The sequence below is a fragment of the Paraburkholderia sp. BCC1876 genome (assembly GCF_902833695.1).
In the GTDB taxonomy this organism is placed as follows: Bacteria; Pseudomonadota; Gammaproteobacteria; order Burkholderiales; family Burkholderiaceae; genus Paraburkholderia.
Genome location: NZ_CADFGI010000008.1, coordinates 287,756 through 310,377 on the forward strand (window position 1 = coordinate 287,756; position 22,622 = coordinate 310,377).

At 61.6% G+C, this 22,622-nt stretch carries 30 protein-coding genes; 8 read left to right on the forward strand and 22 right to left on the reverse strand.

Features of this window, described 5'->3' with window-relative positions:
* Positions 1–8: 8 nt before the first annotated feature.
* Complete coding sequence (locus tag HWY05_RS27210) at positions 9–1,058, reverse strand: ATPase, T2SS/T4P/T4SS family (RefSeq protein ID WP_176060274.1); 1,050 nt, start codon at positions 1,056–1,058, stop codon at positions 9–11.
* Positions 1,059–1,468: 410 nt separating this feature from the next.
* Between HWY05_RS27210 and HWY05_RS27215 the strand changes: the two genes are divergently transcribed.
* Both HWY05_RS27215 and HWY05_RS27220 read left to right on the forward strand, forming a co-directional pair.
* Positions 1,469–1,933: a hypothetical protein gene (locus HWY05_RS27215; RefSeq protein WP_176060275.1), complete on the forward strand. Its 465-nt coding sequence runs from the start codon at positions 1,469–1,471 to the stop codon at positions 1,931–1,933.
* Between the two features lie 172 nt (positions 1,934–2,105).
* Positions 2,106–2,411: an H-NS family nucleoid-associated regulatory protein gene (locus tag HWY05_RS27220; protein WP_176060276.1), complete on the forward strand. Its 306-nt coding sequence runs from the start codon at positions 2,106–2,108 to the stop codon at positions 2,409–2,411.
* A gap of 74 nt (positions 2,412–2,485) precedes the next feature.
* On the opposite strand, the gene HWY05_RS27225 is transcribed toward HWY05_RS27220, so the two are convergent.
* From HWY05_RS27225 to HWY05_RS27270, 10 genes are all read right to left on the reverse strand, one after another.
* Positions 2,486–3,682 (reverse strand): VWA-like domain-containing protein, encoded by a 1,197-nt coding sequence (locus HWY05_RS27225; protein ID WP_176060277.1) that lies wholly within the window; start codon positions 3,680–3,682, stop codon positions 2,486–2,488.
* 7 nt (positions 3,683–3,689) lie between these two features.
* On the reverse strand, positions 3,690–4,601 hold the full coding sequence (locus HWY05_RS27230) for a hypothetical protein (protein WP_176060278.1): 912 nt from the start codon (positions 4,599–4,601) through the stop codon (positions 3,690–3,692).
* Positions 4,602–4,714: 113 nt separating this feature from the next.
* Positions 4,715–5,779: an ATP-binding protein gene (locus HWY05_RS27235; protein WP_176060279.1), complete on the reverse strand. Its 1,065-nt coding sequence runs from the start codon at positions 5,777–5,779 to the stop codon at positions 4,715–4,717.
* A 135-nt stretch (positions 5,780–5,914) separates the two neighbouring features.
* Positions 5,915–6,160 (reverse strand): DUF3717 domain-containing protein, encoded by a 246-nt coding sequence (locus HWY05_RS27240; RefSeq protein ID WP_176060280.1) that lies wholly within the window; start codon positions 6,158–6,160, stop codon positions 5,915–5,917.
* Between the two features lie 251 nt (positions 6,161–6,411).
* The gene (locus HWY05_RS27245) at positions 6,412–6,876 is read right to left on the reverse strand and encodes a hypothetical protein (RefSeq protein ID WP_176060281.1); all 465 of its coding nucleotides are present in this window, start codon (positions 6,874–6,876) and stop codon (positions 6,412–6,414) included.
* 310 nt (positions 6,877–7,186) lie between these two features.
* Positions 7,187–7,324 (reverse strand): hypothetical protein, encoded by a 138-nt coding sequence (locus HWY05_RS38450; RefSeq protein WP_244146712.1) that lies wholly within the window; start codon positions 7,322–7,324, stop codon positions 7,187–7,189.
* Positions 7,325–7,352: 28 nt separating this feature from the next.
* On the reverse strand, positions 7,353–8,876 hold the full coding sequence (locus HWY05_RS27255) for a hypothetical protein (protein ID WP_176060282.1): 1,524 nt from the start codon (positions 8,874–8,876) through the stop codon (positions 7,353–7,355).
* 372 nt (positions 8,877–9,248) lie between these two features.
* Positions 9,249–9,725: a hypothetical protein gene (locus HWY05_RS27260; RefSeq protein WP_176060283.1), complete on the reverse strand. Its 477-nt coding sequence runs from the start codon at positions 9,723–9,725 to the stop codon at positions 9,249–9,251.
* A 10-nt stretch (positions 9,726–9,735) separates the two neighbouring features.
* Positions 9,736–10,128 carry a hypothetical protein gene (locus HWY05_RS27265; RefSeq protein ID WP_176060284.1) on the reverse strand — a complete coding sequence of 131 codons (393 nt, stop codon included), beginning with the start codon at positions 10,126–10,128 and terminating at the stop codon, positions 9,736–9,738.
* A 91-nt stretch (positions 10,129–10,219) separates the two neighbouring features.
* The gene (locus HWY05_RS27270; protein ID WP_176060285.1) at positions 10,220–10,681 is read right to left on the reverse strand and encodes a glycine zipper 2TM domain-containing protein; all 462 of its coding nucleotides are present in this window, start codon (positions 10,679–10,681) and stop codon (positions 10,220–10,222) included.
* A 337-nt stretch (positions 10,682–11,018) separates the two neighbouring features.
* Between HWY05_RS27270 and HWY05_RS27275 the strand changes: the two genes are divergently transcribed.
* On the forward strand, positions 11,019–11,363 hold the full coding sequence (locus HWY05_RS27275; protein ID WP_176060286.1) for a hypothetical protein: 345 nt from the start codon (positions 11,019–11,021) through the stop codon (positions 11,361–11,363).
* Between the two features lie 72 nt (positions 11,364–11,435).
* On the opposite strand, the gene HWY05_RS27280 is transcribed toward HWY05_RS27275, so the two are convergent.
* The 11 genes from HWY05_RS27280 to HWY05_RS27330 all read right to left on the reverse strand — a co-directional run bounded on the left by HWY05_RS27280 (position 11,436) and on the right by HWY05_RS27330 (position 19,787).
* Positions 11,436–12,248: a PRTRC system ThiF family protein gene (locus tag HWY05_RS27280; RefSeq protein WP_176060287.1), complete on the reverse strand. Its 813-nt coding sequence runs from the start codon at positions 12,246–12,248 to the stop codon at positions 11,436–11,438.
* On the reverse strand, positions 12,245–12,883 hold the full coding sequence (locus tag HWY05_RS27285) for a PRTRC system protein A (RefSeq protein ID WP_176060288.1): 639 nt from the start codon (positions 12,881–12,883) through the stop codon (positions 12,245–12,247). Before HWY05_RS27285 ends, HWY05_RS27280 begins: the two co-directional genes overlap by 4 nt.
* On the reverse strand, positions 12,880–13,605 hold the full coding sequence (locus HWY05_RS27290) for a PRTRC system protein B (RefSeq protein ID WP_176060289.1): 726 nt from the start codon (positions 13,603–13,605) through the stop codon (positions 12,880–12,882). The genes HWY05_RS27285 and HWY05_RS27290 overlap by 4 nt, the downstream gene beginning before the upstream one ends.
* Positions 13,606–13,615: 10 nt before the next feature.
* Positions 13,616–14,758, reverse strand: coding sequence for a PRTRC system protein F (locus tag HWY05_RS27295; protein ID WP_176060290.1), 1,143 nt, complete (start codon positions 14,756–14,758; stop codon positions 13,616–13,618).
* A 96-nt stretch (positions 14,759–14,854) separates the two neighbouring features.
* Entirely contained in the window at positions 14,855–15,073 is a 219-nt protein-coding gene (locus HWY05_RS27300; protein WP_176060291.1) for a PRTRC system protein C, read from the reverse strand.
* Between the two features lie 11 nt (positions 15,074–15,084).
* Positions 15,085–15,549, reverse strand: a complete 465-nt coding sequence (locus HWY05_RS27305) for a PRTRC system protein E (protein WP_176060292.1) — start codon at positions 15,547–15,549, stop codon at positions 15,085–15,087.
* Between the two features lie 85 nt (positions 15,550–15,634).
* Positions 15,635–17,326 carry a PRTRC system ParB family protein gene (locus HWY05_RS27310; protein WP_176060293.1) on the reverse strand — a complete coding sequence of 564 codons (1,692 nt, stop codon included), beginning with the start codon at positions 17,324–17,326 and terminating at the stop codon, positions 15,635–15,637.
* 105 nt (positions 17,327–17,431) lie between these two features.
* The gene (locus HWY05_RS27315; protein ID WP_176060294.1) at positions 17,432–17,737 is read right to left on the reverse strand and encodes a hypothetical protein; all 306 of its coding nucleotides are present in this window, start codon (positions 17,735–17,737) and stop codon (positions 17,432–17,434) included.
* Positions 17,738–18,022: 285 nt separating this feature from the next.
* Positions 18,023–19,117, reverse strand: coding sequence for an N-6 DNA methylase (locus HWY05_RS27320; RefSeq protein ID WP_176060295.1), 1,095 nt, complete (start codon positions 19,115–19,117; stop codon positions 18,023–18,025).
* Positions 19,117–19,485: a hypothetical protein gene (locus HWY05_RS27325; RefSeq protein WP_176060296.1), complete on the reverse strand. Its 369-nt coding sequence runs from the start codon at positions 19,483–19,485 to the stop codon at positions 19,117–19,119. The genes HWY05_RS27320 and HWY05_RS27325 overlap by 1 nt, the downstream gene beginning before the upstream one ends.
* Before the next feature lie 80 nt (positions 19,486–19,565).
* Positions 19,566–19,787, reverse strand: coding sequence for a hypothetical protein (locus HWY05_RS27330; RefSeq protein WP_176060297.1), 222 nt, complete (start codon positions 19,785–19,787; stop codon positions 19,566–19,568).
* A 510-nt stretch (positions 19,788–20,297) separates the two neighbouring features.
* Here HWY05_RS27330 and HWY05_RS27335 point away from each other — a divergent pair.
* From HWY05_RS27335 to HWY05_RS27355, 5 genes are all read left to right on the forward strand, one after another.
* On the forward strand, positions 20,298–20,849 hold the full coding sequence (locus HWY05_RS27335; protein ID WP_176060298.1) for a hypothetical protein: 552 nt from the start codon (positions 20,298–20,300) through the stop codon (positions 20,847–20,849).
* A gap of 124 nt (positions 20,850–20,973) precedes the next feature.
* Positions 20,974–21,168, forward strand: coding sequence for a hypothetical protein (locus HWY05_RS27340; protein WP_176060299.1), 195 nt, complete (start codon positions 20,974–20,976; stop codon positions 21,166–21,168).
* A 129-nt stretch (positions 21,169–21,297) separates the two neighbouring features.
* A complete protein-coding gene (locus HWY05_RS27345) occupies positions 21,298–21,543 on the forward strand; it encodes a hypothetical protein (protein WP_176060300.1) in 246 nt (81 codons plus the stop codon).
* Positions 21,536–22,276, forward strand: coding sequence for a hypothetical protein (locus HWY05_RS27350; protein ID WP_176060301.1), 741 nt, complete (start codon positions 21,536–21,538; stop codon positions 22,274–22,276). Before HWY05_RS27345 ends, HWY05_RS27350 begins: the two co-directional genes overlap by 8 nt.
* An 11-nt stretch (positions 22,277–22,287) precedes the next feature.
* A complete protein-coding gene (locus tag HWY05_RS27355) occupies positions 22,288–22,599 on the forward strand; it encodes a hypothetical protein (RefSeq protein ID WP_176060052.1) in 312 nt (103 codons plus the stop codon).
* Positions 22,600–22,622 lie beyond the last annotated feature (23 nt).

The window sequence follows — 22,622 nt, forward strand, 5'->3', positions numbered from 1 at the left end:
CCAGTCAGTTAGAAAACGCGATTGAGGACGTAGTCCCCATCCTTGAAACCCTTGATCTCGACGATCTCGGAGACGTGACGCAATTCGCCGGTGCGGCGCATGTGAATGACGTAGTTGAAACAGTCGGCGACCGCCTTGCGCATGTCGCCCAACTCCCAGCGGCTCCCGGGCGGGATGCCCAGCATCGCGAGACTTTCCAGGCGGCTCAGCCCGCCACGGCAATCGTTCGCGTGGATCGAGCCCAGTCCGCCGTCGTGTCCGGTGCTCAAAGCCTGAATGAAGTGATAGGCCTCGCCGCTTCGGACTTCACCGACGATGATCCGGTCTGGCCTGAAGCGCAGGCAGAGCGCCACAAGCGCCTCGGTCGTGACACCCTTGTCAGGGTTGGAGAGGAAACGCACCAGGTTCGGGACGCGCAGCTTCAACTCCATCGTGTCTTCGATGGTGATGACGCGCTGATCCGCTGGAATCTGCGCGGCGAGTGCGTTCAGGAACGTGGTTTTGCCGGTTGACGTGCCCCCGGCAACAAGAATGTTCTTGCGCTGCCGGATCAGTTCGCACACGGCCTCCATCAGCGCTTCGTTCTCGATGCCGGGGTAGAAGAGGTCCCGGTTATCGCGCTCCTGCAACGCGTTCACACGTGCGAAGGCGCCCATCGCGACGTAGTCGTCGAGTTCGAGATGTTTGTCGCTGTGCTTGCGAATTGACAGGGCATGGCCATCGATAGCGGTGGGACGCATGACGGCAGCGATGCGCAGCCCCTTGTGACCGGCGTTGATAATTCCTTGCGATGTACCGGCGCGTGCCGATTTTTCAACCGAGGTGGCCAGCGAGAGGATTGCCCCGTTGAGCGTATCCTGATTCAGCGTGAGATCCAGCCGGTGCATCTGGCCGCGGCGTTCGACGAAGACGTTGCTGAAATTGTTGATCATGATTTCAGCAACGTCCGACGCGTCGAAATGCTCGCGCAACGGGCGAAGCGATTCGAAAAACATCTTCACCGCGCTCTCTTCGAGAGGGCGGATCTTGAGCAGGGTATTTTCGAGCGTTTCAGACATGCAGCTATTGTTCAAGCTGCGCATCCCGACGGCGGACCGAAAGGGTCGCGAAATTTGACCGCTTTTGCGGCGTGGCAACCCGCACTGCGGCGCGATGATCCTGAAGGCGCCAGACCGCTCCGCCATGCTTCAGGACAGTGACCTCTGCTCGCGCTCGCAAGGGACCGCTCTGCCAGCAAGGCCTCCTGGTGCGCCCAACATGTTGGACGCCCATAGCCGCTATGCTCACGAAAATCGCATAGCTTTCGGGATTTGCAACGCGCGCGGGTCGTGTTAAAGCCGCCGACCTTCGCCAGCACGACGCTGCCTTTCTAACGGCTGCCCGAACAAGGCCAGGTCCGGAGCAATGAACCACTCATGTTGCAGCGCGGCCGGCCGATATCCCGTGCAACAGACAACGAATGAAACCGATGCCCAAAACCATTCCCATCTCGCGAAACACCAGCGCTGCGCGCGCCCGACGCGTCAAAGCGATGCTATTGCCGATGCCCCGGGCGACCGCCGACGAGCTCGCCCTCAGAGTCCATCTTGCACTCGCGTTGATGCGTGCCGGCTCCGGCAGCATGACCGATGCGCAAACGCTCACACAGACGATGATCCTGACGGGGTTCCTTGCAGAGGCTGGCTATGGAGCGGCCAGGCACGAGCAGCTGGTAGCCGCGGAAGCGGCGATCGCGGGTTCCTTCGACCACGGCCGCGAAACCGGGCGTTGGGAGCTGGATGACCATGGCACGCACCTGTTCACGGCGATCGTCACGACCTACGACGAACAGTTGCGCCGCGCGCCGCTTTGGGCCGTCGCCGAGGCAAGCGAGCGGCTCGACCGGTTCCAGTCGGGTGGATCCGACCAGCGGGCGGAGCGCAAACTGGCGTGACGCCGTCGTGCGGCCGGGCATTTTTGGCGAGACCTGTCGCGCGATTGCGCAAGGGTTTATACTTATTCCGTCTCCTCCATGTCTCCTCTGATATGGATTCAGCCCGCCCAGGAGGCGGGCTTTTTTCTGCCTGTCGCTATAATTTCCGGCAACCGGAACCTGGTGATTCAGAATGATTGGGAAAATTGCTGACGGCGAGGCGCGAGACCGCCTCATTATCTGGATTCGCCGACGCATGGCCGAATTCGGTATCACTTTCGAAGCGCTCGCGGCATCCATCCAGCACGAACTCGACCACCCTCCCCTCTATCGCGACGCCAAGGGCAACGACTGGAATGGTCTGGGCGAAATGCCGGACTGGCTTCGCGCAGCAAAAAATGCCGGCGTCGATCCGGCCTTCTTCCGCATCGCGCCGAAGCAGGAGCCGGAGAAGGGCCGCCGCGGCAAGCGCTACGTCCAGGCCGACCTCTTCGAGTGAAAATCGTGGACGAAAAAAAAGCCCGGCTGTACTAGCCGGGCGGGGTTCAGAAATATGGCGCTTGCGTGCGCCCATCAGCAGATCACTTCCACCGTTTCGCCAAACGGCGCCTTTCTGGCGCGCCGCAACGGCGTGGTCGAGGCCCAGAGCACCGGATACGATGGCGCTTCATCCGGGAACCGGCCGTCCATGTCCGTGAGGTAGACGAGGAAGGCGGGTTGGATTTCCTCTTCCAGAAGCCGCCGGAACGGCTCGACGAAAACGGTACCGCCGCCGCCTTTCGCCGGCAGCAGCTCCACCGGCTCACCCCGTTCGAACATCTGCACCTGCGTGACACGCGTATCGCAATCCATCACGATAAGCCGGCGCGGCCGTACGCTGTCGTTCACCGCCATGATCTCTGCAGCAAACTGCGACTGTGTCTCGTCGAACACCGTGCCGCTGGTGTCGCGAACAAACACCGCATCACCAACAGCAGGTTCATTCAACGACGGCAGATACAGTCCCATGTGCAGATAACGCCGGTTCGGCATCGCGAAGCTGTAGTCGGTCGGCGCTGACTGCTGTGCGAAACGATGCAAGATCGCGCGCCAGTCGACAACCGGCTCGACCGCCTGAGTGGCCATCGCCTGAAGGCCGCCGGGCAGACTGCCGCGCATCTGGGCTGCTTTCGCGGCCTGTAGCACGGCTACCTTCCATTCCGCTTCCTTCACCGCGACATCCTCTCCACGGTACTGCCTGACCTCGCCACCGGACGGCACGGCATGGGGAGGAGGCGCCGCGGACGATGTGTTCGCGCCGTTCGCGGGTTGCGGCCGGCCGGTGTTACCCGGCTTTGCGCCACCGTTGCCATCCTTGCCGCCCTTCTCCTTCTGCCTTGCTTCCCGCGCGAGGTGCGCGTAGATCTCCTCAGCCGATTTGCCCTTAAAGCGGGGCGTCAGCACGGCGCCGGCCGGCAACAGCATGCCGGCGTCCTTCACGATCGGATTGACCGCCTCGGCAGAAGCATCGTCCCACTGCTTCTGATCGCGACTACCCATGCGCCAGCAATGGCCGTTGGCCACCTGAAGGACTTTCTGCGCGAGCGCGCCCCGCAATTCCAGATCGTTCAGCGTCGCGGCATACGCCGGGTTGTAGCCCAGCGAGACGCCATCGACCCAGAACGTGTCGCAGGACGGATCCTCAACCACCTTGAGACGCAAAGCCAGCGCCCCAAAAAACGGCTGGTCGAGGACCAGCGCCGTACGTTGCTTCGAGATACGCGGATCCATGGCCACCTCACGCGACCAGACGCAGTTGCGCGTTGTACGGCTCGTCGACGATTGCCGCCGGCGCGCCGCCCATGAAGGCCTCCATCAGCCCCTCGATCTCGTGTGCTTTCGCCGCCACCTGCGAACGCAACGCGTTCGACAGCTTCAGGTCGGCGCCGGAATGCACGGCCAGATGCGTTTTCGCCTGCTCGAGAATGTGCGTGAGCTTCGGATCGTTGCTGAAATTCAGCTTCGGCAGGAGCTCACACAGTTCACGCACGTTGTTGGCAACATCCAGACGCACGTTGTCGGTCGCGTACAGGCGCGAAGCCATCTTCGAGACGGCGTCGTAAAGCCGGCCTACCAGATCGCTGTTCGCGGTCGAAATCGACGTGATCACGTGCTGATCGATCTCGGTCCGCAGATTCGAAAGCACGTCTGCAGGCAGCTCGACACCAAACTGGCTCGCGTCCGGAAACGGCAACACGGCCATCCTGATGCCGAACTTGCCCGACAGCTCGGCAAGGCTCGGATAGTCCGCCTCGTTGAAGAGGCCGTTGTGCTCCGCGCGTGCCTGTTCCTTCAGGGTCAGGTAGTCGGTCAGAAATACGGAAGCGGCCAGATCGAATTCGTCTTTCAACGAACGCATGTGATCGGCAAATTCCATATACACCATCGTCGGCAGCAGGCGCACGGCCAGCTGGTCGTACTTCAGCGTGTGCGCGTAGAAATACGAGCGGATGCGCCCACCGATCGACACCACCTCCGCGTAGCTCGGCGCGTGTTCCGGCAGCAGCCGCTTGTTGAAGCGGCCGATGTTCTTCGCGCGATGGTTTTTCTCGACTTCTTCAGTGGCCTTCTGGTCAAAGCGACGCGCGCCCCAGGCAGAGACGTTGACCGAGCACAGCATGACTTTGGATTGGATATTGGTGATGTTCATGGATAACTCCAGAAAATTAAGGGAATGGGTAGAGCGGAAAGGAAAAAAGCCACGACGCGCGGATGCAGGTCGTGGCTTTGAACAGCGGGGGAAACAGGAAGAACGTCGCGGGCCTAGCGGCCCTGGATGATGTCGCCGATCGCGCCACCCTGAGCGCGGATGAACGCGTGGTTGTTCTGCAGCGCCGGCGTGCGTTTCGTTGCGTCACGCACGAGCAGCGCCGCAAATTCGCGGTGCTCCTCGTGGATCATTCGGTTCGTGTAGGTCAGGATGCGATCGAAATTGCTTTCGCTCGCGTAGTTCGCCAGTGCCGCACAGGTCGCATACAGCGCCGCAGGCTGGTCGGGAATCGCTGCGGTCTCGGGATTCAGAAGAATCGCATCCGGCGACGCTAACTGCCGGTAGATCTGCAGGAAGCTGGCCAGCTCGAGCGCTGCACCCTCCCCCACGGAGCCCGTGAACGAGACCAGTTCGAGTGCAGACGGCACGACACCCATCGTCTTCGCCACAAACCCCCAGCTTCGGGGACTCGGCGAGTTCTCGATGTCGCGGGTCGTCTTGCGGACCGACAACAGATCCGGCCGGAAGCGCACGAAGGCGATGAGTTCAGGCGGCACGTTGTTGCGAGACGCCCATTCCGACCAGTCCCGGATCGTTGGTTGCAATTCCACCACTGTCGCAAAGCGCGAAATGACCGGATCAAGGATCCCGGTCACGCCCGCGTTGTCGGAACGGCGGTTCGTTGCTGCGACGAACGTGACATGGGGAGGCAGCTTGTGGTCGCCGACTCGGCGGGCCAGCAGCAGCTGCATCTTGGCCGCCTGAACAGCGGGCGACGCCTGGCCCAGATCGTCCAGAAACCAGATCAGCGGCTTCGTGCTGTTCATCGCGAGCTCGAGGTCGCCAAACGGCAGATGCTTCGCCGTGCTGCCGTCGTCAGACGGAAACGGCAGCCCTTTCGAGTCGGTCGGATCCTCGACCACCGGATGGCTGATGAGCAGATCGTGACCGGTCGCAATCGCCACCTGCTCGACGATATCGCTCTTGCCGATGCCCGGACTCCCGGTAATCAGCACCGGCAGCCGCGCGGGGATGTAGGCCGTGAGCAGCTCGGTCAGCTGGGAAGGGGTAACGGTCGGTCGCGTGGCGACCGCGGTTGCGGGTGCGGGTGCGTTCATGGGTTTTCCTGAAAATGAAAAACCCCACGGAACGACGCCCGCAGGGACGTGGTCCCTGTGGGGAAAGTTGAGGTGCCGCAACGCGGCGGTGCGACGCGTCGGACGACGCGGAAAACTGCTTCCGGAAAACGCTTTCTACAGCCGGGCGCCGTTCAGCGCAGCGAGCTGCTCAGCCGACAGCGTTGATGCCGGCACGCTGTGCAGGCGATCAAAAATCATCTTCCCGTAGAGGTCCGCGAGAACGCGAGCCTCGCGACACAGGACGATGCCGTCGTCGACGCCGGCAGGAGCCGACGACAGGGCGCGCCATACGTTGATCGCAGACTCGACGTCGGCGACTGGAATGGGCGCGGCGGTATCCGCAGTGATGGGTTGAGTCATGGGAAGCTCCGTAGAGGTGCGCCCGGTGACCGGAAAACGCCCGCAGGGACGGATTCCTGGCGGGGCTGGATGAGATGCCGGTGTGCGGCGGTTCGATGCGTCGACGACGCGGGTGATACTGCGAGTGTACGAGGCGGTCTACCAAAGATCCGGTCCGAAAGCCTGAATTTTTAATGCCGCTTTGAAGCCGCGCGATCGCGCACAGGACGAAAAAAAAGCCGACGCAGATGCGTCGGCCGTTTCAAACGATACTAGAAAAGCGGCAGGGAAGCTGCAGCGTCGAACTGCTGCTCAATCCGTGCCCTCAACGCAGCCTCCCGCGCGCGACACTCACGCGCGCGCTCTTCGGCCGCGCCGCTGTGCTTCTCAACGACGTAAATAAAATAAAGAGCCTTTGCAGGCCCGCGCCAGCTCGTCCATTCGACCATGATCCGCTCTCGAACGGCGCGCCCGCACGCGAAGTATGCGGCTCTCCCTTCACGCCAGTGCTTTGCGTCAAGGTCGCGCATACGCTGCTCACCGGCCAACGCCAGTCGCTGGCGACGCTCCTTTTCGGCATCGACATCGTTCATCGGTGCCGGTGCAAACTGATGCGCAAACAGCGGAAAATCGCGGTCAATTTTGTCCTGCGCCCGTTTGTGTCTTCTGAGGTACGCAGCCTCTTTTCGTGCAGTCCACGTCAGGCCTTCGAAGCGCGGCGTGCGATCAAAACGCATGGCGGTCTCCCTAAAAAATAGCGCCATAGAAGTACGCTGAATTGGAAATAAAAGGACCCTCCGTACGCATGCGTAGGGAGGGCCAGGAAACGACTGAACTGCAGTGACTAAAAGCGATGTCTCGCCGCTATTTTTGTAGCAGGCGAACCGAATACGACCCTGCGACACGGCGCTCCAACTCCACGACAAGCGCGGCGACTGTCCGCCCGATTTCGCTGTGCGTCATGCCGGCAGGCAAAATCGCATGGGCTGCGGCCAGTACGTTTTCGCCAGCGCTGGTGAAATCGCCGTTCGCGAGCCACCAGCGATCTCACTCCGGTTCGAAGCGAAGCCAGATGCTGGCCTGCTTCGGCGCTGCGACGGTGTCGAACGTCTTGCTGAACGCATCGACAAACCGGTCTTTCTCCCAGCCGTACTGGCCAAGACACTCAACGATGATGTATTTCACGTGGGACTCCCGAAACGCGAACCGGTAATTACGCGGCGAGCCGCGCGTCCAGCACGGTTCTCGCGTACGCCAGGGTGCCGTCTTTTGCTCTGAGCGCACGACCTTCGCTGCTAAGCGGATTGACGAGGGCGTATGCCCGCGCCGCACCTTTGCGCCAGTCGCGGATCTCGACAAAACCCGCTGCGATCGACTCGTCGACGTGAGTCGCGCCGCTGACCACTGAACCATCGGCACGCCGGTACTTCGCACCCTCGGCCGCTTCTCTCGCCCGTTGCGCGTCGTCCGCGCGCCGGGCCGCTTCACGGCGGGCCGCCTCATCGGCTTCCCATGCCGTCTGAGACGCTTCGTCGAACCCGCACAGGGCAAAGACCGCACGGCGCCGATCGGCCGGTTTAAGACCGCGGAGCTTCAAACCAAGCACCTCGCGCACCGCCTGCTTCGTGAGACTGTTGCGGGTGTCTGGCGTATCGAGCACCGACAGCAGATACCTGACGTCGCGCTCGTTGACCGCCGTCGCCACCCGGTTAGGCCATTCATAGGTCGAACGGCCGTGATCAAGGAGGGCCATCTGGCGTTGCAGGACGGATAGCCGGGTGCTGATAAGCCCTTTCGCACACCCGTCCTCAGCGCGCGTCAGGTCTTCGGCGCGTCGACTGTCGGCGGCCAGTTCCCGCAGGCGCGCGGCAAGCCCGGAAACCGGCGTGCCGACGTCGACTGCGGACATGAACCGCTCAGGCAGTGCCCACGCCTGAAGCAGCCCCGCAGCAAAGAGACGATTGTCGATCGCGATGGTGTCGGCTGCCTCCGGGAGCGCCCGGACAGCAGCGATATACGCATCGGCGGACTCGCTGGTTAGCGACACCTTCGCGTGACGGAGAACCTGCGCCAGTGCACTCCATTTGCGCGGCGGCAACGCACCTCGTAGCGCCGGCAGTTCGAGCAGTGGTGCCGCCCATTCAAGGCCATACCTGAAAGGCTGGTCCATGGCCAGGTAGTCTGCGACGACCGCATCCGGAACCGGGCGGTCAAGGGCCAGCGCATACGCGACGTGAACTTCGTGCCGTCCATTCACATAGCCGGTAATGGGTTCACGCGGCCCTTCGAAGCCAAAGCCCAGCCGCTCTACGGACGCTGCACGGATCAGGTCGGAAAAGCGGAAGTACTCACCGCGATTCCGCGTCGCGGCCTTCTCCACCTCAAGCTGGGCGGACGAGAACAGCATGCCCACATCGCGGTCGAGAGCGGAAAGCGCCTGGAAGCTCTCCCAGTGTTTCCGGCGAAGCTGCCAGGGCGCCGCTACCGCGCCGTCGAGCATGAACCACGCGCGTGTGACTTCATCAACGAGCAGGGCCGCGAAGTCGCGCGCCGTCAACCCGTGGCGTACAGTGAGCGCGCCATTGAAACGGGTTACCGTGACCGGGTCGCCGTTACGTGTGAGTCGAAAGTCAGATGTGGCCAGCGGCTGCAGCGTCGCCTCAGTCCGGAAAAGCTGGAACACTTCGATCAGTGTCTGAAACGCGTATTGGGCGATAGGGGTGGTCAGGATGTACATGTTTGCCTCGTAAAAATTGGAGAGGCAATCACCCCGTGGGGCAATTGCCCCGAACGGGAAGAAACGACGTCAATCAGTCAATGACGGGCGGCCGCGACACAACGGCGGCCGGGTCAGATGGATCCATAGCAGCACCGACGATGCCGTCATCAGACGGCCGATGAGAAGAGGTTCCAGAAATGCAAAAGCCGCACCCGAAGGTGCGGCTCATTCAGATTTTCCGGCCTGTGAAAACGGCCGGGAAATATAACTACCGCGGAACCCGCGGATGTTGACGCTCGTTCGCCTGCTTTCGATTGTTGCTGTCCGCAATCATCCCCAGACCGAGGAAAGCCAGTGCGATGCCAAGAGCGAAGAAGCTGAAACCCATGCTCATTCTCCTTTCATGGAAACCATGCCCTCGTAGTAAGTTATCACAAAGGCCAGAAACAGATTGACCTCGCTAAGAATATTTCCCGGCGTCCAGTCCGACGTCGAATGCCAGAAACCGATCGCGCCGATCAGCGATCCGGCCGACAGGGTATGCATCAGCCGGCCGAACTGTTGACGCTGGTCTTTCGATTCCGGCACAAACGCCCGCAGCCGCCTAAGGAGCCAGGAAGAGTGCTGCGAAGGTTGAGGCGAAGTCTCAGGCACGGTCAGATAACCGCCAACAGTCTGATCCAGCACCACGGTAAGCCCGGCAATGGATGTCGTGATCTTCGGCGGCGCTTCCGTCACGGCAAACTCCCGAAGCACGGTCGCCAGCCGCTCCGAAATGCAGGCCTGACGCAATTCAGAGATAAGGGTCGCTCGATCCGTGATAGTCAGGCCAGACGGATATTCGACGACGATATCGATGATTTCCATCGTTCTCTCCCTACCGGCGATCCGCGTCGAGGCCAGCGGCAAGCCGCAAGCCTCCGAGCAACGAGTCGTATCCATCGCGGGACGCGAGCTGCTCGAGCGGAACGGCGTTGTCACCGCCGCCCGACAGATCGGAACGGCCGCGGCGCGTGCGGAACGACATGGCCACCGACTGCCGGTTGGCCGACCCGGCCACTTCCAGCATGACGGCGGGGGTGCGAAGGGTGACGCGGCAGCCCCGGCCGGGGCGCGCCGATTCAGCGACGATCTCATGCTCACATGAACGCAGCCGGAGATCGCGCGCGACGCGACGCAGGATGCGGGTCGCCTGATCGGTAATGGCGGCGTCCACCGACACGCCCGCACTGCGGCGATCGGCGTAGAACACCTTGGGGATTTTCAGCATAAGTGGCTCGCAAAAGAAAACGGCGGGGCTCCCTTCCGGAAGACCTCGCCATGCAGGAAATGACCGGCGGATGCCGGTGTGGTGGATTACGTTAATGCGTGACGCGCAGCCCCGAGTTGGTGGACACGAGAAGGACGTGATCACCCGGAGAGAACTGCTGGTCGTCGGGTTGGGCGACGACCAGCGTGCGGCCCGCGTTTGTGTGCACGATGATTTCCAGCCCTGCGTGATGCGACAGGACCGACGAAATCTTCTGCGTGATGAAACCGGATGCAGCTCCGGTGATGGCGCCGGCGATGTAACGCCCGTTGCCATTGCCGATAGTGCGGGTGCCGAGAAACGCACCGACGCCTGCGCTCAGAAGCGAAGTCAGACCGGAGTTATCCGAACTGGCTTCGATCGTGACGTTGCGCACGCGAACGATGGTGCCTTCTTCGAGCGAGCCCGCGCGCTGAACGTCATAGCGCTGGTATGTGTTCGGCGAGCCGAAGTCGGTAGCGGCGCATGCGCTCAGGAGGGACAGGAGGACGATGCTGATGAAGATCTTGAACATGGTTGCCTCTAAAAAAGAAGGGCAACCGTCCCGTCAGGGATGGTTGCCCTGACTGGGAAGAAAAAGCGCGAGCGGTGAGCTGCCCGCGAAGGTGCCGAGGGGTCGGCTGAGAGAACGTGCGTACCGGTTGGGCCGGTGCGGTTGGGTCGATGCGCAGTAGCGCGGGAAACAGAACCAGTCTATGGGCGCCGGGAGACTTCCGGGCACTTAAACGTTGGGAAATCGCTATCGCTTTTGCCGGCCGCGGCGGACCGCCACGTATTGCGCCCGCCAGATATGGGCACTACAGGCCGGCGCGTTAAAATCAGGGCAACGACTGGTGGGATACAACGGAAAGATGCTGGAAGAGCTATCAAGAGATGAAGTACTGGCTGAACAACGCGCGCAGGCGGCATTTCTGACCGACGTGAGCCGCGTCGTTGCGACCATCGCCACGCGTCACCATGCCGCCAGCTCACCCCTCACCTGGCAGCTTTTGCGGGACATCCGGGAAGAGGCGCTCGCCGCTATCGGGCTGGCCGCACGCTGGCCCGCATGGCGCCTGGATGAAATCGTGGCGGCCTCCGCCGTTCCGCCGCTCGACGGTTGCCCGACCGGTGCGGAGGTAGGCGCGCTGCCGGTCCTCGGACGCGCTATTGCCGCCGCATTCCACATCCCGGAGCCGTACGCGCGCACCAAATAAAAAAGCGCCGCTCCCCACGGGGAGACGGCGCTGATTGAAAGTACCAGACTTCTTGGCATCACACAGCTTCGGTCATCGTGGTGCGGACTTCGGCCTGCGCTTTTTGCGTGCAACAAGCAGCGGTGCATCGTAGCCAAACCTGGCCCATGCTGCGGGGTCGATCGGGACCGGATTCGTGCGCCCCGTTGCGAGGTTCACGAACACGGCCGAGTACGACAGCGAACCCGTGCGGAACAGCGTCCAGAGCAAATTGAACGCCTGCACCGAGATCGCCTGATTTATGACCAGCGACTGCTTGCGCAGCGCGTCGGCCATCGAACATGACGGCATATCATCGCCCTTGTCATTCTTCGCATTCAGCAGGTCCGGAAACAGGTCGCCCACATGGGGCAGCCTCGCATGCTGTGGCTTGCCGAACTCGCCAAGAATGACCTGACCGCGGTCCGTCTCATTTCCACAGTCAAGGTAATAGCGGCACGATCCACGCTTTGCAGACTGCACAATCGCGTGGCGCGCGCGCCGGGTGTCGACGCAACCGATCACGAGGTCCGCCTGAAGGCGGACACTCGAATCGACGCGGCGTGCTTCGGCAACCCAGCGCGTGCCCATCAGGTTGTTGAGCCGGTTCACAAGCAGCAGCGCCTTGTACTGGCCAACATCGTTCGGATAAAAACCCTGCCGACCGACATTCGTTTCGCTGACCGTGTCATCGTCATACACCGTGCATTCGATTCCGCCCGGATGGCCGAGCTCGATCATGGCGTGATGCAGGCGCGCGAGGCTTGGCAGCAATGCGCTACCGGTGCCGCCAGCGCCCACGACAACCACCCGCCAGGCCTGGGTGAGCATGTGTTGAGGGATGCAGTGTTTGATGGCGGTGTTCATGCCACCACCTCCGCTTCCAACGCCACCTGCCACGCTCCGGGAATTCCGCCCTGCTTCTCGAAAATACCCTTCACACACAGACGGAATGCCATCGACGGCGACCGATCACAATTGCCGAGCACGAGCGCGAGCTTCACGTCATGCCGATCATCTTCGTTGTCCGTGCGGGAGAAGAACGCCCCGCCCGAACCATGCGAGTGGCAGTCCACCACAACGCTTTCACCGTCATCCAGCAAAGGCCGCTCGTACCTGAGATGACCCGGACCGTGCGACAACGAAGGCAGCGACACCGTGCGAAACTGACCGGTGTGCCGATTCCAGACAATCCACGCCCCCGCTTCATTGGGCAGCGCGGCGTGCGCCATCCGGTAGAAAGCAGCGACGTGCTCTGCGGGTATGGCGCCGCACAGCAGTTCCGTCGATTCGGCAACGTCGCCGTACGGAATCGCGGTGGTCACGTCATACCGCGCGATGCGCCGAACCACGCGAATCCACGGCCGCTGCACCTCGAGCCAGATACCGTTGGCGGCAATCAGCAACCGTTCACCGCTTGAAATCATGGGTTGCACCGCCTCACTGCGCGGCACCATGACGGACGGAAAGGATTTGTGCAGAACCGTGTCGAGTGCGTTCATGCCACACCCCCAACACGACCATTCACCAGCGTCAGCAACGCAAACCTGGTTGGCACAAGACACTCGAGCGGGAACGCTTCGCCGAACTGGCCGTCGAGCATGTCGCGCCAGAAAGCGTATTCACCATTCGTATAGCTCACGCGCTTGCCGCCCGCGTTCGGATGGGTGAATGCCGACTCAAAGAAACCCGCTTCCCAGCGGGGGATCGACGCAACGTCGACGCGCTTTGGAACACGTGCAGTCCCAATGCAGATGCCGCCGTTGTCCCAGGTGTTGAAATAAGGCGGCTCGAACAGCCTGGTTTCGGCGGTCGGCCGATCTGCATCCACGACTGCGAAGACGCGAAAACCGACATTCGACGCCTGAAACACGAGGCCGGGATGCGGCACGATCGCCGAGCGTTCGCCAAGCGTAGTGCACTTGAAGAACACCCGACGCAACGCCGGCGGGCACCACCACGTAACAGCAGCAGGAGACATGCCGAGCACTGTTGGCGGCAGAAATTCCGCTTTGGGTGCAGCGTGTTTCGCAAGCTTCGTGAGCGCCGAAATGAGCGCGTCACGTTGCAACGGCCGTCCAGCGCCGATCGTGGGACGTCCTTTTACCAGAGCGATCGGGTGCGCCGTGGCGAACACCGGTTCGTCAGGTTTTGCGCCATAGAGCAGCAACGCGGATTGCAGCGACACATCCGCGCTGGCGCGGCCAGTCGTAATACCGGTCATGGGAAACTCCTTAAAGAATATGCGTCACGAGCGCCAACAGGCTGTCGAGACGGCTGAGGATTGAAAACGCGAGCGTCCAGTCGGCGTATTGCCGGCGGATCGCGCGCGGGTTTGCGCCCAGGGAGATGAAGCCGTGATAGGTCGTGGCCTCACCACTCTGGGATTCGCTATCGAAATGACAGTCGAGGATGTCGCCGATGAACTCGTTGCCATCGAAAACAATCCCGCATCCCGCGTAGACGGGGTTCGTCTCATACGAAGCGTTAAACAGTTTTCGCCGGCGCGTGCCGTGCATCAGGCGGTTAAGCCTGAGCAATTCGGTGCACACACGCCGAACCGTTCCTTTGCTTCTGTTACGCAGGGTGAGCAGCTCGTCATCGGTCAACGCCCGACGAAGCCGCCACCGGCCGCCCGAGAAGAAGGACGGTTCCGCATCCTCAGGACAGAGCATGGGCTTCACCGTCGAAGGCAGATATGCTTTTCGCGCCTCTGCGTCTTCGCCGAATCGCTCCTTGAGCATCTCCTCAGCATCCGCGTCGGTGACGTTCTCGTCGCCGTCCCAGTACCAGCAGGAGAACTCGTACATGAACCAGTCCGGCGTGCGCAGCCAGACCGTACGCCAGGCGGCACGATTGATGACAGACATAACCGTACGCAGGAGCAACGGGTGGGCCGCGCGTAACCTGCCTAGCATTGGCCCGAAGGAACAGAGCCACTCTTCGGGCGACTCGAGCGTAAAGAACAGCGACGTAGGATCTTCGTCGTTGCTCCCGGTGCCCGTGTGCTGGAGAACATCCCGCACTGCGAGGCCGTCGAAGAGACACGGTTTTAGCGTGATGCGCTTGAGCGATGCGGTCTGACGCTTCACCCAGGCAAAGAAAGCCTGCTGGAACGCGTCCCCCGCATCAATCGGATTGCTCACGTCAGCTGCGAGCAACGGACCATGCAGGAAATGCTTTCTGGCGAGTCCCGTCAGGGACACGTCGGCACGCCACTGCACGCGCGCCTCGACAGGAACATCGTCGGCGACGTCCGGAATCGTCAAAAAATCAGCGGCAGATCCACGTCGGGCAACGGCAGCGCGTGGCGATTGCCACGACCCACCGGCGCCGAGAGTGAGGTGTGAATCAGTTGTTGCAGGGTCGAAGAGCATGAGCGGGCTTCCTCGTCATATAAAAAAACCGCCCTCTCGGGCGGTTCCTGGTTGAATGCCGAATCCTTACCGGACAGGGCCTTGAACAAAGCGTCTCTACGCACGGGAGCCTTTTGCACCCGCCGCGCGCACGAACGTGTAGCGCATCAACGTGCCTTTGATCTCGGGCCCGTCGACGGCGGCCGTCGTCAGCTCCGGATATTGCGCCGTGTAAAGATCCCGAACCTGGTCGGGCGTGAACGCGGGGCCCGGATCTAGCAGGTTCATGCCGTTGTAGGCAAATTCGCGGATCACTGCGGCGATGGAGATGGACATGTGAAATCTCCTTAACCGAGAAGCGACAGGAGATCCGTGCCCTTAGGCCCGGACGATGCGGGTGCGTCCGTCGCCGATGCGGGAGTCGAGTCCGACGCTTGCGCCTCGTCTTCGTCTTCGCTCCGGTCTTCGTCCGCCGCGCTGTTCGAAGCCGGCGCGGGTTGCGCCTTTTTCGAACCGCCCTGCAACGCTTTCTGCGCCTTGCCGACCTGCGACTTAGTCGCTTCGTCGAGAATCGCCGCGGTGACTGCGACCTGTTCCTCGAGCGATCTGTGCGAACCCGCATAGGTCAACAGCGCATTGGCGAAACCCTCGTCGAGTTCAGTTGCCGTCGCCGTGAGGACGAGTGGCTGGCGCAACGCCGGGTCCGTCGCGCCTTGCGGCACGACAAACACCGCCAGCTGGTCGCCGGACGCCTGCAGGGTCATTACAACCTTGCCGGACGAGCGCACAAGCGCTTCGAGTTGCTGAAACATGGTTGACTCCAGAAAAGTGAAAAGGCCGCTCAAGGCGACATATACATAGAAAGGAGGAACGGGGCGCTGAACGCGCCCCGCCAGATCAGAACTTCAGAACCTTCGGCAGCTTGCCCACGTAGTCGAAGCCTTCGACCTTGAGCAACGCCTCGATGACCTCCGGCTTCGATTTCGCGAATACCTTTCTGAAGTCGTCGCCGAGCGCAGCACGAATGCCAAGCTCGTCCGCGAGAACGGTCATTTCGGACTTCGTGATCAGCTCCAGAAACTCCTTGTCGAGCGTCCAGTGCTTTTTCAGGTCCAGCTTGTGCGACTTGCAAAGCTGGGTGAGGTTAATCACATCGAGCCCTTCGACTGCAGCGAACAGCATTGCGATCATCAGGTCGGCCAGCTTGCCCTCGTTCGTCGCCTGCACGGCATCGATCGCTTCAGGCAGATTGGCAAGTGGCGCCTCACCGTCCGCGATGCGCTCAAAAAGCTTGCGGAACGACGCGTCATCGATCTGACGGGCATGCCCACTCAGCACGATGGCAATCAGGTACTGGCGAGCCAGTTCGTGATTCATGCCGATGTCTACGCGCAGTGCCTTGCGCCATAGCTTCACCCGATACGCCTTCACCTTCTCGGACTCGGCGATGACCGTGACCGAGGGATTGGTGGAAGACGGTGCACTGGCTGACTTGCTGCCCGTGCTGCCTGTGCCGTTTGCGCTCTTCGCCGCCGGCGCCGACTTCGCGTCGTCAGCCTTCTCCGGCTGTTTCGCAGCCTTATCGGCCTTGATGCGTGCCGCCACCTTCTTCATGTTGCAGACGGTGTCGAAGCACTGGCCGCGATAGACCTTACCGGTCGAATCAGGAAGGCCACTCACCGCTGCGCCATAATTTGCGCAACCGTGACAGGCTTTCGCCTGTTCGAGACCAACGCCGTTCGCGCCATCGACAGCCAGTTGCACGCGCGTGTTGTTGTCCCCGGCACGCACGATCCGCACGGTCTGGAACTCGTCACGCAGGCCTGCCGCTGTCATTTCAAGCTGCTTCTCCGTTTTCTCGTTGAAGCAGGTTCGGTTGGTACAGTTTCCCGTTCCGATCGCTTCGCCAAACATCTGCGCCTGTGTCGACGAGTTGTGCGGGCAGCCCGCACAGTCCGTCTTGTCGAAGATGGCCGGAGGCAACGCACACGACGCCGATTCCACCAGCTTGCGCACATCAGCGGCCGACCGCTTCTCAGCGACAACGACAGGCAGGACCTTGTCCTGATTCTCTTTCGAGAGCGCCGCCAGCAGTTCGGCGTGAGCGATATTGATCTTTCGCTCGCTCAATGCATCGAGCACCGCCGTCGAACAGTTCAGCAGCGCAAGGCGGCTATCCAGCGTCGCGCGAGACCAGCCAAGAATCCTGGCCGTCACGTCGCGATCGCCGCCCTGCAGACCGAGCAGCTCCGCAGCATCACGGGCTTCCTCGGCGGGAGACAGCTCCGCGCGCTGGATGTTTTCGGTAAGCGCAATACGCCGCGCTTCGACGTCGTCGACGACCTTTACAACGATGGGCATCGCATAATCTTCGCCATGAGCTTCCATGGCGCCGCGATAGCGACGGCCGCCGGCGATAACCTCGTAGTCAAAATCCTCCTCAACGACTGGACGGACGATGATCGGCGTATCAACGCCGTTTGCGCGGATCGACTCAGTCAGCTCCGACATCGCCTTCGGATCGAAGTACGTGCGGGGATTGCGACCAATTCTGATGCGCTTGAGGGGAGCAGTGAGTTGTTGTTGCATTGCAGGTTCTCCGGGTGGGAACCGGCCCCCGACAGGGAGTGGTTCCCGTTGGGGTTCAGGTTGCCGGGCTAGCCGGCGTTTCGATGCGTCGATGACGCGGGTGACCTAGTCAGCGAGGTGGGGACATGCCCACAGCTCATGACCTTTGAAACAGAATGAACACATACCCGAAGTCTCCTCTTCCGATTCCAGAGCCACGGCGCCGTTTTTCCACGCCTCGGCAAGGCGGGGTTCGTCGGCGAAGAAGATCGGGATGGGGAGGTGACTGGCCGGGCTGAAGGCGGCATCGCGATAGCCGAGGGCCTGCGCATCCGCTGCGATCAGCTCCAGACGTCCGCTTGCGGGGTCCGTGATAGTGGCGATTTTCGCGAGCGCGAAGGCCGCGCGAACATCGAGATAGGCGTTTGGCATTCAGGTTCTCCAGGGGGGAACCTGTCCCGTTCGGGAATGGTTCCCGATGGGGTTTAACAACGTGCTGCCGGACATGCCGGCGGATCGATGCGTCAGGGACGCGGTAATTACCGGCAAAGATACAGTTTTCAAACCTATGCAGGCCGATGCAAAGACGCGGAAAACCGACCGGCTTTCGTTTGCAACGGACGAAAAAAGCCCGGTCTGGAGACCGGGCGTTGAAACACACACGTGCATTCTTGTGGATGCTGCTCACGCAAATAGCCCGATGAGCATAACCAGCGTTCAGAACAAAGTCATCTGTTCGATCCGGTCAAAGATCGTGACGGCTTCGCATACCGCGGAGCGTTTGTCGTGCGTAACCTGCTCAAACAGTTCGACGAGCGAGGCCGATCGATCCGGACTATGCAGTTCGCATTCGCTTTGCACCGCGACAGCTACGTCGCCCTCTTCCCCCTGCAAAACATCATCAGGGGTCGTCGTTTGAATCGCCAGCGTCGGCACGGGCGAGGGCGACGCATCGGCATCATCCGGTTGTTGTGCGTTTGCAACCTCCGGATCGGGCATACGAAGCGGGGCCGCGCCTGAATCCGAATCCTCCGGAAGGTGACGGGCGTCCGCTTTCTCATCGCGGCGCCGGCGCAGTCTGTGGTTCCACCCGACCAGAATATGGGCAGGCGTGTACCACACGTCCTTGACTTCCAGCGACAACGTATTGCCGTGCACGACAGTGGCCGCAATGCCCAGGAGCGATAGCTGCACATAGGCCATGTGAACGCAACGCCGGTCGACGTCAACGCATGTCGCGTGCAATGCTTCAGGATAGGCGAGGCCCGCCTGATGCAACGCCTGGGCACTCGCCACCACCATCCCGCCAGAACCGCACGCCGGTTCCTGCATCGTGAGGAAGCCCTGCGCTTTCACTGAAGCGCCGTCGCCAATCGCGATCATCGCCATCAGCACTGACACGCTGTAAGGCGTGAAGAACTGGCCGTTTTGCGCATTGCCAAGTTCAAGGGCCATGAAGATCTCGCCGAGCACGTCGCCGAGTCCATGGCCCGGGATATCGGCGACACCCAGATCTCCGAGGTCGTCGACGCGAGACCTGTAGCACAGATGAAGCTCCGCGAACATCGCCGCGAACCGGTCGAGTTCGTCGCGCGTGTACTTCGCGGCGATTTCAAGGTAGCGCTTCTCGCGGACCTCGAACCGGGCCGTGTCGACCCGGTTGCTGATTGCGATCGCGCTGACTTCAACGAAGTCCGAAAACACCGCGTGCAGATCATGGGACGGGGAAAATTCCCGCATCAGCCTGATGATGGCTGTCTTGTAGGGATCCTTCCCCATCGCCGCCCGTTCGATGCGCTGCTGGCGACCCATCAGATCTCTCCCGCCGGCGCACGAACACCGCCCAACTGCAATTCGAGCGTCTGAGCGAGGCGGTCGAAGTCGGGCACCTCGCCGCGCGCGAGCGAGCGCTCGATATCGAACCCGGCAACGCTGAACAACTTTTCGCAGTCGATAGCGTCACCTGCCGGCGGCCGCAAGCGAGCTTTTGCAACGATGTGGGCTGCGACGGTCGAATACACGCGACGCAGTTCGGTCTGGATCTCGTCGACGGTCTGCGGGCGAACGGCCGGACTGCGGGTGGCGCCGAAAAGACGTTTCTCGACGGCAGCAACTGCACTGTAATGGCGATGCGCGGCGGTCTGCGCATCGATGAACGTCTGGACAAAATGGTTGTACATGCCTGGCTCCTTAAAACAGATGGGACGAGGCACGCCCCGCGGGGGACATGCCCCAGCGGGAAAAGAAAGGTTTAGATAAATCAGATGCCGTAATGCGCGCGAACTCGTCGACGCCGCTCGGCAAACGGCCGGCCGCCGGTCACCGAGAGCGGCGCATCGGCGACAAGATGCCGAAGCGCTGCGGCGCGGTAGTAGCTTGAATAGAGTCGTTTCGATCTGGCGATCCGCACGAGCTTGTCGTGCGGCAGCCTGTACGTTGCAAATACTGCAAGCGAAAAGCGGAGGATCCGCTGTCGGTTCATCGTGCTCCCGTAGGCGGTGCGACAGGAGCGAGCCCGGAACGGGTGTGCTTCCCGTCGGCGTTCAAAAACAAAGTGCCCGCGCGAGGCGGGCCAGTTCGATGCGCGCAAGCGCGGTAGGTCCGATGATGATAGCGGCCGTTGCCTTCTTCCAAACGATCGTATGCGCGACGAAACTGCGCCGCTTTGGCGAAGGATGGATGCTGGAATCGTGGCGACTTATCCACAATCCAGCCGGGATAACACTGTGGATAGTGCGACGGACGTCATGCCTGGCAGCGCCTTAGTCGGCATCGCACAAAATCCGGGCAAAGTCCCCGCGCGCCCAACGTGTTGGACGCCCTTAGGCGAAATGAGGCTGAAAACCATACAGCTTTCGCCGGTAGCGCTGTTCGTCAGCACGCGGAAAGCAGTCGCATTTGATGCAGCTATCGAGTCGGGTCTTCAGATCAGGAATTCCATAATCGCTTAACCCGCAATCCCTTGCGGATCCCCCATCACCGAGGAGCTTCGATGGTTAAGCCATTACTCGCCTGCATTGCTGTCCCATCCATCCTGTTCGCCACAACTCTTGCTGTGCACGCTGACCCGGCTCCGAGCGTCGATGCCATGAAGCCAACAGCGAGCGCGTACGTGATCGACTACCAACTCGCGGACGCGTCCGGCCGTACCGTTCAAAGCGGTAGCACCATTCTGTCGAGGCGGCATCCGCTCCAGATGGGCACCAGTTTCGTCCGCGTGAGTTACGTCGCATCCTGCAGCCCCGATTCGGGCGTCATCACCAACGAACCGAAATGCACCACCGAGACGGCCGATATCGGCAATAGCTTCCGGCTCGCTCTGGCCGATGCCCGACCCGATGCGCTCACGCTGACGGCGTGGATCGATCGTCAGACACTCGACGGGATGCAGACGATCCAGAACGACGGTTTCGCGACACAGCGACCGCTGACCCACGGCTGGACTGATAGCAAAACAATGACTGTCGCTCCCGGCGGATCCGCCACTGTCGAACTCCACGAACGATACAAGCTCACGCTGCACGCGTCGATCGCAGGCCAATGACGTCAACGCGCCGGTGACGCGAAAGGCAGCGAATTTCGCATGGCATTTGCCCGTCGGCCGTTGCAGTTCCTGTCGAGAATCGTTACACGCGCGTGTGCGCGCCCGGCTTCTTCTCAGGATCGACATGGCACAGCAACCCGAACAGCAGGATCCGGACTCACTAAAACTTCGTCGGGTGTGTTACCAGACCGGCATCGACAGTTTTGGCGAGGGCGTCGTCACCGATCACGACCTGGAAAACGGCATCGTCACCGTCATGGACGACCTCGACCAGTCGTTCTGGCGAGGCCAGGAAGATCTCGTAGACGTCATCGTTTAGCGCTGGAGGAGCCAATGCGCACGTTGATCAGAAGACTGCTGCGTCGCACTTCGACTGCAGCAGTCGCCCGTCTGGCCGGCCGGCCGGGACTGCCGGCGGCTGGTCAAGCGCATCGACGAGACCCACGAGTTGGCGCAACTGCTTCAAACCCAGACGCCAGAGTTTCTGCGCAGCCACCCCTGGGTACTGCTGTGGCTCGAGGACAACGACTCGTTCCTGGTAGACCTCGCCGAAGCCGTCGGCGAACCAGCCCTCATCAACGATGCCCGCCATCGTTCTGGCATCTGGCTTCGTTCGTGGCCAATGCCGCTGATCGCGTCTGGCACCGTCGCGTCCACCACCGCCATCACACAAACCGGAGAGCCAAATGACTAATCAACGGATCCGTACGGAATTCTGGGGGTCCGCCGCCCTTGTCTGCACTTTTTTTGCGGTCGCGTTTTCATCTATTCTCACCGTGACCGCCAGCAGCGCGCCCCTGTCGGCCGCCGGCCTCGCGGCCCTGACGGCCTTCAGTGTCGAATTCGCCCGACGACGCAAGTTACAGAGCCTTCGCCTACGGTTTGCCAACGCGTCAGGGTCCGCGGCATGGACCATCTCCGTCAACGCCGTTCCTGTCGGCTCAATCACGGAACGCGACTATGTCGCACTTCGTATCGAGGCCTTGCTCGATCCACGCAACTACGTCGGGCAGTTCCTTGAACTGGGTCGCTTCCTGATGCGATGCCTGCTCGTGACGGTGGTCGGCATGCCGATATTAGCGTTCTGGTCGTTCGTGCTCGGGTCGATCATCGCGCCGGATAGCGTCATCGCGAGTCTTTCCGGGTGGCGCGCGATGTTCAGCGACCCAACGCCTCTTCTGTCCGGCACACCGATGCTCGCTCTCGCTGCAAAGAAGATTCTTGTCGAAGCAGGATCGTTCACCATGGTCGCGGGCGGCGGGATGCTTTTCCTGGCAAAGCGCTTTCCGATCACCAACGTTTTCCGGCATCAGGTAGAAGGGCGGTTGCGTCGTTCGACAGGTACTGCGGCTCGGGGCGATGTGCAGGTGGTATGCGCCACCGCCGGGACGCACGACGCGGGCACGGCAATGAACCCGGCAGTGTGAAGAGTTCTCCCGTGTCCCTGATAGAACACGCCGTCATCATCGCTACGATTGCCCTGCTTGCAGCGACGATTCGAAAGATTGCCACCCTCCTCGGCGCGACAACATCCGTTTCTCTGGTCGCAGTGGGCCTGTGTCTGCTCGTTCTCGCAGTCGTGAACTGGCGGCTACGGCGCAAATCCGACATGACGCGCGCGAACGTCGAGGATGAGCGTATGGGAGTACAGGCTCGCCATCCCGGCTGTCACGTGACCCTGCTCCGCAGCGGTCAATGGTTTCTCACCGACAGGTCTACGGGTCGCGAGCATAGGCCGGACCAGCAATAGGGCCTGGCTAGGTCCACGGAGGC

Bases quoted from the DNA above. Each gene is read 5' to 3' on its own strand.
- HWY05_RS27210 (WP_176060274.1), bottom strand. From the start codon at position 1,058: ATGTCTGAAACGCTCGAAAATACCCTGCTCAAGATCCGCCCTCTCGAA.
- HWY05_RS27215 (WP_176060275.1), top strand. From the start codon at position 1,469: ATGCCCAAAACCATTCCCATCTCGCGAAACACCAGCGCTGCGCGCGCC.
- HWY05_RS27220 (WP_176060276.1), top strand. From the start codon at position 2,106: ATGATTGGGAAAATTGCTGACGGCGAGGCGCGAGACCGCCTCATTATC.
- HWY05_RS27225 (WP_176060277.1), bottom strand. From the start codon at position 3,682: ATGGATCCGCGTATCTCGAAGCAACGTACGGCGCTGGTCCTCGACCAG.
- HWY05_RS27230 (WP_176060278.1), bottom strand. From the start codon at position 4,601: ATGAACATCACCAATATCCAATCCAAAGTCATGCTGTGCTCGGTCAAC.
- HWY05_RS27235 (WP_176060279.1), bottom strand. From the start codon at position 5,779: ATGAACGCACCCGCACCCGCAACCGCGGTCGCCACGCGACCGACCGTT.
- HWY05_RS27240 (WP_176060280.1), bottom strand. From the start codon at position 6,160: ATGACTCAACCCATCACTGCGGATACCGCCGCGCCCATTCCAGTCGCC.
- HWY05_RS27245 (WP_176060281.1), bottom strand. From the start codon at position 6,876: ATGCGTTTTGATCGCACGCCGCGCTTCGAAGGCCTGACGTGGACTGCA.
- HWY05_RS27255 (WP_176060282.1), bottom strand. From the start codon at position 8,876: ATGTACATCCTGACCACCCCTATCGCCCAATACGCGTTTCAGACACTG.
- HWY05_RS27260 (WP_176060283.1), bottom strand. From the start codon at position 9,725: ATGGAAATCATCGATATCGTCGTCGAATATCCGTCTGGCCTGACTATC.
- HWY05_RS27265 (WP_176060284.1), bottom strand. From the start codon at position 10,128: ATGCTGAAAATCCCCAAGGTGTTCTACGCCGATCGCCGCAGTGCGGGC.
- HWY05_RS27270 (WP_176060285.1), bottom strand. From the start codon at position 10,681: ATGTTCAAGATCTTCATCAGCATCGTCCTCCTGTCCCTCCTGAGCGCA.
- HWY05_RS27275 (WP_176060286.1), top strand. From the start codon at position 11,019: ATGCTGGAAGAGCTATCAAGAGATGAAGTACTGGCTGAACAACGCGCG.
- HWY05_RS27280 (WP_176060287.1), bottom strand. From the start codon at position 12,248: ATGAACACCGCCATCAAACACTGCATCCCTCAACACATGCTCACCCAG.
- HWY05_RS27285 (WP_176060288.1), bottom strand. From the start codon at position 12,883: ATGAACGCACTCGACACGGTTCTGCACAAATCCTTTCCGTCCGTCATG.
- HWY05_RS27290 (WP_176060289.1), bottom strand. From the start codon at position 13,605: ATGACCGGTATTACGACTGGCCGCGCCAGCGCGGATGTGTCGCTGCAA.
- HWY05_RS27295 (WP_176060290.1), bottom strand. From the start codon at position 14,758: ATGCTCTTCGACCCTGCAACAACTGATTCACACCTCACTCTCGGCGCC.
- HWY05_RS27300 (WP_176060291.1), bottom strand. From the start codon at position 15,073: ATGTCCATCTCCATCGCCGCAGTGATCCGCGAATTTGCCTACAACGGC.
- HWY05_RS27305 (WP_176060292.1), bottom strand. From the start codon at position 15,549: ATGTTTCAGCAACTCGAAGCGCTTGTGCGCTCGTCCGGCAAGGTTGTA.
- HWY05_RS27310 (WP_176060293.1), bottom strand. From the start codon at position 17,326: ATGCAACAACAACTCACTGCTCCCCTCAAGCGCATCAGAATTGGTCGC.
- HWY05_RS27315 (WP_176060294.1), bottom strand. From the start codon at position 17,737: ATGCCAAACGCCTATCTCGATGTTCGCGCGGCCTTCGCGCTCGCGAAA.
- HWY05_RS27320 (WP_176060295.1), bottom strand. From the start codon at position 19,117: ATGGGTCGCCAGCAGCGCATCGAACGGGCGGCGATGGGGAAGGATCCC.
- HWY05_RS27325 (WP_176060296.1), bottom strand. From the start codon at position 19,485: ATGTACAACCATTTTGTCCAGACGTTCATCGATGCGCAGACCGCCGCG.
- HWY05_RS27330 (WP_176060297.1), bottom strand. From the start codon at position 19,787: ATGAACCGACAGCGGATCCTCCGCTTTTCGCTTGCAGTATTTGCAACG.
- HWY05_RS27335 (WP_176060298.1), top strand. From the start codon at position 20,298: ATGGTTAAGCCATTACTCGCCTGCATTGCTGTCCCATCCATCCTGTTC.
- HWY05_RS27340 (WP_176060299.1), top strand. From the start codon at position 20,974: ATGGCACAGCAACCCGAACAGCAGGATCCGGACTCACTAAAACTTCGT.
- HWY05_RS27350 (WP_176060301.1), top strand. From the start codon at position 21,536: ATGACTAATCAACGGATCCGTACGGAATTCTGGGGGTCCGCCGCCCTT.